Raw genomic sequence first — 6,553 nt, 5'->3', positions numbered from 1 at the left:
GATCCTTTTAGTGCCGGTGCAATTCTTGTCCCTCTGTATGGAATCGTGGTCGGATTATTTGCTCTGCTCTCAATCGATGGACGTAAGAAAGGAAGCGTAAAAAAATATATGGTGCTATCCTTGTTCATCATGATGATTATTATATCAGTACTGGCCCTTAATGCTAAGGGCCTATCCTACTCGAAAACAGGAATTCCCGCCTTAATTATTTGCGCTTTAATTGCACATAAGATGAGTACAATGGTACATTCCTGATAAGACGTGAGTAAGGGGTTGATGGTCATAGATCAACCCCTATATATTTACTAATCCATCACTTATTTGATGATTTTAGAGATTTGATTTCATCGAAAATGCGTTTTCTGAATGGAAGTGACAAGTAGGATAGTTTCATATCCTCTTCTGGAATTGATTCTGTTATTTGCTTTATCGTCTCAATGGCTTCTCGAAACATCTCCACAGCGTTATTGTACGAACCACTATCGATGTAGTAAAGAGCCAGCTGTCGCTGAATTTGCCATGTGTTTTCACGAGTCCCCATTTTCGAACTTGCTTTATACGCTTCTTTAAGGATCAACTCTGCGGCTGAATTATGGGTAACTCTGGACAGAGATCCTTCCGCAAGTAAAAGATATGGCTTTAAATAGTCACAATGAATAGCGTCAAATATCTCACGAGCTTCCTTAATATAGGAAGCTGCTTGCTCAGTGTTGTTATTTTCAAGTTCATAAATACACATATGTGATAGTGTGTCAACGATGTCATCTTTGTCTGCTGTTTTACGGAAATAATCAAGCGCCTTCAAGGCATATTTTAGAGCTTTTGTATGAGAAAGAAGTTGATAATAATACCGAGAAAGAGCCAAAGATCTTAATCCTAGTATTATTGAATTATTATTCTTTAAGGCTTGCCTTCTTAATTTATTAGAATAATGCCTTAACTCTGTTTTGTAAAAATCACCAAATGTAATAATAAACCTTAGTTGTTTAAAAACATTTATTAAATCGTAATTTGAATATTGTTCCATCATAGATTTGGCTCTATTGTTAAAATCTAGGGCAGAACGGTAATCTCCAAGAATGTGATATGCAGTTGATAAGTTTGATAGAATTATTATCATAAATGAATGCATGTTTAATCTTTTTGTGATAGCAAGAGCTTTATTCAAAGTGCTTATTAAAAGATGAAAATTACCATTTATGTAATAAATGCTCCCCAGCATCGATAAATTAGACACATTTTCAACCTCATTACATGTAATATTAGATATTTCCATCATTTCAGTTAAATATAGTTTTACTTGTTCGTAATCCCCTTGGTAAAAACTAGCTAAAGCAAGCATGTAAATGGACAATCTTCTATTTGAAATAGTAATATTAGGATTACTAATAACATGAAGCAGTTTGTTTTTTGTCTTAACCATTTCTTTAATATTGCCAGCTAATTTATACTTGTATAGGATTTGTGATAATGAATAAACATATAAATTAAGGTTCTTATTTATTGCGAGATCTGCAGCTTCCAATAATATATTTAAATTATTATCTTGTTTGCAAAGCCCTTGCAAAATCATTATTTCGATAAGCAAATCAGTATCATTGCATTTAATAGCAATATGTTTAGCATCCGAATAGTGTGTATATGCACTTTCTTTATCTAGAAAGTAGTAATGTTTGATTCTGCCTAACTCTTTTAAATATAGAGCTTTATTATTGGTTGAACTGGTATGCTTAATAAGAAAATCATAGTGTTCTATTGAATCCATTATTAGTCCAATTTTTAATTCAATTGTGACAAGATGACTTAGAATAATTATTGCATTATCAATTGTCCCGTTTTTTTGTGATAATTTATAAATATTATTAAGAAGATCGTATGCATTAAAGTATTCGTGATTAGAAACAAGGGTGTCAACAGACAGCAATCCGTATTTTATGCTATTATTTAAATCATTCGAATCAATAAAATGGTTTGCAATTATGTGATAATCAATAGAATTGTTAGCTGATAAAAATACAGCTATATCCCTATTTAATCTAATGCGCTTATTATAAGAAATAGTTTTAATGATTTGAGAACGGTAAGAAGGGTTATTAAAAATAATAGTATCGTTTTCTACGCTAATAATATTCAAGCCGAGCAAAATAGAGATATCAGAAAATATTTCAGTCTGTTGTTTAGATAAAAAGAAGGAGAGATCTGAAATGGTAATTTTTGATTTCCAAATTGCAATTAATTGAAGGATATTTCTTTGATTAACTGGTATTGATGATAGAGTGTGTTTTAGGATATCTTTTAGTGATATCGGGATATTAAAATTGTTTAGAAGTTTACGGTCTAAAAAATAGTTATTGTTTACTTGATAAATAGCAGAAGTTTTTAACATATAACCAAGAATATTATTTATATAAAGAGGTATGCCATTTGATTTATAAATCAAGATATTTAATTCATTTATTGAAAAAAGAATATTTCCAAATTCTTCTACTAAAAGAGATGATAAATCTACAGTTGTAAATGGGTTTAGATGAACTTGAAGAATATTATCCATGTTACATATAACTCTGAATAGTTCTAATTTGAACTTGCCGTTATTAATATCAGTATTTCGCGAAATCAATATCTTGACGTTTGAATGAAGCATATTTGTTTCGTAGATCAAATGGCTGATAAAGCGGATGAAATCTGTACTAAAACTCATAATATCAGGGAAGCATATTAAAATGCGCTGATCGAGTGATAACTCATTTAGAAACTGGATGATATTGTCGTATATTACTGGGGTGATATCTTGTTCTTTAGAAGGTATTCCAGGAGAATCATTCGATGTAAATGACTCTAGAATATCATTATGCTTTTTCTTGAGATTATCTTCAGAAATACTCGGCAGATGAGTTCCTAATGCATTTATAAACTTGTTAAAAGAATCGTACTTGAAGTTAATGTCTGATGTATCGATGGTTGTAAAATGCTTTAGTTGCGCAATTTTGATTGCCTGCTGTATAAGAGATTTTTTGCCGATACCAGTTTCTCCGAGTATCAGTAAAGTGTTTATTGAGATATTGCTTGAATCAAGAAAATTATTTACGGCAGCAATTTCATCTTTTCTGCCCACAAAAATATTACGCTGTACTACAGGCATTAAGTTATTTGTGATATTATAAAGTCTTGATAAGAACTGAGTGCAATCTTCAGCGCTTTCGGGCCTTTGATCAGAATCAAAACTACTGAGGGAAATTATAAAACTGGCAAGGGATGAAGGACTATTGATTCCCGCATCGTTGAATACTTCTTTTAAGAGACTGTATGCATTTTTGTAGAATTTGTCTGTTATTTTATGTGCTATTGGGATATGTATATTTGTAAGACAGCTGATAATAGTGATGCCTAGCGCATAAAAATCTGATTTGTTGGAGTATATTGAATCTGTCAATATCTCTGGTGAAAGGTAGTGGACTGTCCCGGATATTTCTTTTTGATTTGAATTTCCTATGATTGCCAACCCAAAGTCCATCAGAGTAGTGCGTGTATTATTGTCTGAAGAAGTGACCATAATATTTTCAGGTTTGATGTCTGCATGTATCACATTTTTTGTGTGAAGATAGTTCAGCGCTGAAAAAATCGAAATAAGAACAGGAATGATATTGTTGATATTGTCATTAAGAAAAACGCGAAGATTATCTCCTTCAATAAAGTCCATAGTCAAATATGGCGTGTTATCAGCGGTAAACCCAAAATCATGTACTTTCACAAGGTTGGGATGATCAAGTCTGGAGAGGATTTCAAATTCTTTTTCCAGTGTCTTGTGAGCCTTGCTGTCAGTGTCACTGAGGATCTTCAAAGCTAAAGTTTTATCTAATACTGAATCAGAGACCTTATAGACGTGTCCTGTGCCCCCTTCGCCAAGGGAATGTAGGATCGTATACCTTCCGGGAAGCTTAATGGTCTTTTTCATGGATTGAAATACTATAGTGAATTAGCAAAAATACCAATAAAAAAAGCCCTCGCAATGTTGAGAGGGCCTTTTAAATTCATGTGACAAATCAATATTATAGCATTGGTGTATGCCCGTATTCGCTGAAGTGTTCAAGTTCAACGGAGGTTGCATTACCATACGTTACACCACCAATATTTTCCCAGAGACTGGATTCTTCGTTGAACCAGTACACCACGAACCTGGAAGCTGCTGAATCAACCTTTTCAAGAGAGAGAGAAAGGGTGACCGGTTTGTTAAACTGGATACCGTGCGGCCCAAGTTCAACTACTGCTTCAGGATAGCGAGGCATCTCGATGGTGATTTCAGTATCTTCATCAAGAGCACCCGGAGGGAAATAAAGGCTATAGTAACCGTTTGTTACTATTCCACCTTCTTCTGCGGATACGATATTAGAAGAAGAGGAACCGATTATTTCGTGCGTAGAGCCCGAGGAGGCGATCAGCTGTACGAAAAGAGGGTTCTCGACACCGGGCAAAGTGTAATCCTGTGAGGGGGTAACAGGCGAGTTCGTTCCACAGCCCATGGCAGCCAGTACACTGAGGAAGGTTATTGAAGTGAGGAAAATTTGGGCTTTGGATCTTTTCATGCTTCACACCTCCTTTATCGGACTCTATTGAACATCTACTTAACAACTCTACCCACTGCTAAGGCAACTGAGGTGCCATGAGTTGATTTTTGGGATTTAGATGTATTCCAATCAAGGCAGAAGTGGTCAGGAAATGTTCAGAAGTAAAGATCTGTTACAAGCATAACTATTATTATAATAATATATTACGATGACTATAGGATTTTGCCGACGGAGTCTGAAATAAGTGGGCAAAACGAAATATTTAAAAATTCACTGATGTGGAAGATCAAGCCAGTTAGGTGATATTTCAGATGTATTTTGTGGAATTATCCCGGGTTTTGTGAGCGGGCCGTATAACAATAATAATATTAATGTGTTACGAGATGTGGTTCATTTCAGCCAGTTTTGATTTTTTCCTTATGATCAGAGGCATTGATTCCATGTTTTTTCATTTTATATCTTAATGTTCCTCGTTCGACCTTAAGAAGGCCTGCTGCCTGGCTTATATTTCCATTTGTTCGTTCAAGAGTCCCCAGGATGAGACCTTTTTCTACAGACTCGAGAGGTACTCCCTCAGATGGAATATTAATCCTTATATTTCCTTCTGAGTTATCAAGACTTAGCATATTATCCCAGGTTTCATTCTTTATTGGCAGATCGTCGGCTTTTATCAGCCCGTCGCTATCAAGCAGGACTGCTCGTTCAATAAGATTGATTAACTCACGTATATTCCCCGGCCAGTTATATTTTTCCAATAGTGTGCAAGCGTCTTCAGTCAGCCTGGTATGTCCTTTTTTTAGACGAGTGGAAAAGATATCGGTAAATTTAAGTGCTATGGGACGGATGTCTTCAATCCTGTCTCTCAAAGGAGGAAGATTGATTTCTATTACATTGAGCCTATAAAACAAGTCTGTTCGAAATCTGTTGGAAGCTATCAATTCCTTCAGATCTTTGTTTGTAGCTGATATGATCCTGACATCTACTGGCAAGAATTGCGTGCCGCTGACGCGTCTTATCGTTCGGGAGTCGAGGAACTTAAGCAACTTTGCCTGAAGACCGTAGTCAATTTCTCCGATTTCATCCAGAAAGATAGTACCACCATTGGCAAGTTCAAATAGACCCAGCTTTCTTTCTTTGGCATCAGTGAAGGCGCCTTTTTCGTAACCAAAGAACTCACTTTCCAGAAGATTTCTGGGAATTGCGGCGCAATTGACTTCAATGAACGGACCTGACGAACGGGAACTGATTTGATGTATCGCTTTAGCCAAAGCCCCTTTCCCCGTGCCATTCTCGCCAGTGATCATCAACGAGGTGAATTCACTTTTACCGACCTTCATTGCCAGTTGAAGGACTTCCTGTATAGGTTTACTTTCTCCGATAATCTCATCGAATCCCTCTGGTCTGTGAAGATGCTCGTTTACCGCGTCCATGTGGTGTCTTTTGCTGAGGCCTGTCGCTATCTTTGAAAGGATACCAGTTAGATCTTTGGTTTTATATGGATATGAGATGGAATGTCTCACTCCAAGTTTCAGTGAGATCTCAGCAGCGGCCTGATAATCTTTCGGAGTGACCAGAATCATCTGCGTCTTCGGGTTTTGATCATGCCACAATTTCAAACGGTCCAATTCATATTCGATTTTCGAATTGTTGGATTTACCTGATATTGCAAGAACGACCAATGGAGATGTACTTTTCCGAGCAGCAGAAAGAAGCTTTTCAATCGTCGAAAAGCGATTTATATTCCATCCAGCTTCCGCGCAATCCTTTTGTATAACGTCACCTGCGGATATGTCATAGGGGATCAGGTCGAGTTTAAGTTCCATTGGATCTTCTCGGTTTCCTAAATGATTTACTGGTTAATTCGAACTGCCTGATGGTGTAAGTGCAAAATATATGCCGGGTTATTGCTTATCATCGGTAGGCGCGCCACCAGACGATTCTTGACTACCATTGATATATCCTGTTTAATATCTCTTTGTGATGTTTTG

4 protein-coding genes are annotated in these 6,553 nt (G+C 36.2%); 1 reads left to right on the top strand and 3 read right to left on the bottom strand.

The genetic code is table 11. The features are described 5' to 3' along the window. Positions 1-255: hypothetical protein (locus JW814_10010; protein MBN2071779.1), on the top strand; the 255-nt coding region annotated here is incomplete at its 5' end. Positions 256-313: 58 nt separating this feature from the next. Here the strand turns inward: JW814_10010 and JW814_10005 are convergent. From JW814_10005 to JW814_09995, 3 genes are all read right to left on the bottom strand, one after another. Further along, positions 314-3,955: a protein kinase gene (locus tag JW814_10005; protein MBN2071778.1), complete on the bottom strand. Its 3,642-nt coding sequence runs from the start codon at positions 3,953-3,955 to the stop codon at positions 314-316. A 94-nt stretch (positions 3,956-4,049) separates the two neighbouring features. Continuing rightward, a complete protein-coding gene (locus tag JW814_10000; protein MBN2071777.1) occupies positions 4,050-4,583 on the bottom strand; it encodes a hypothetical protein in 534 nt (177 codons plus the stop codon). 377 nt (positions 4,584-4,960) lie between these two features. Continuing rightward, on the bottom strand, positions 4,961-6,388 hold the full coding sequence (locus JW814_09995; GenBank protein MBN2071776.1) for a sigma-54-dependent Fis family transcriptional regulator: 1,428 nt from the start codon (positions 6,386-6,388) through the stop codon (positions 4,961-4,963). Between the last annotated feature and the right edge of the window lie 165 nt (positions 6,389-6,553).

The organism is Candidatus Krumholzibacteriota bacterium, assembly GCA_016932415.1.
Taxonomy (GTDB): domain Bacteria; phylum Krumholzibacteriota; class Krumholzibacteriia; order Krumholzibacteriales; family Krumholzibacteriaceae; genus Krumholzibacterium.
Note: the sequence above shows the minus strand (reverse complement) of the source record. Positions and strands in the feature narration are given on the sequence as shown.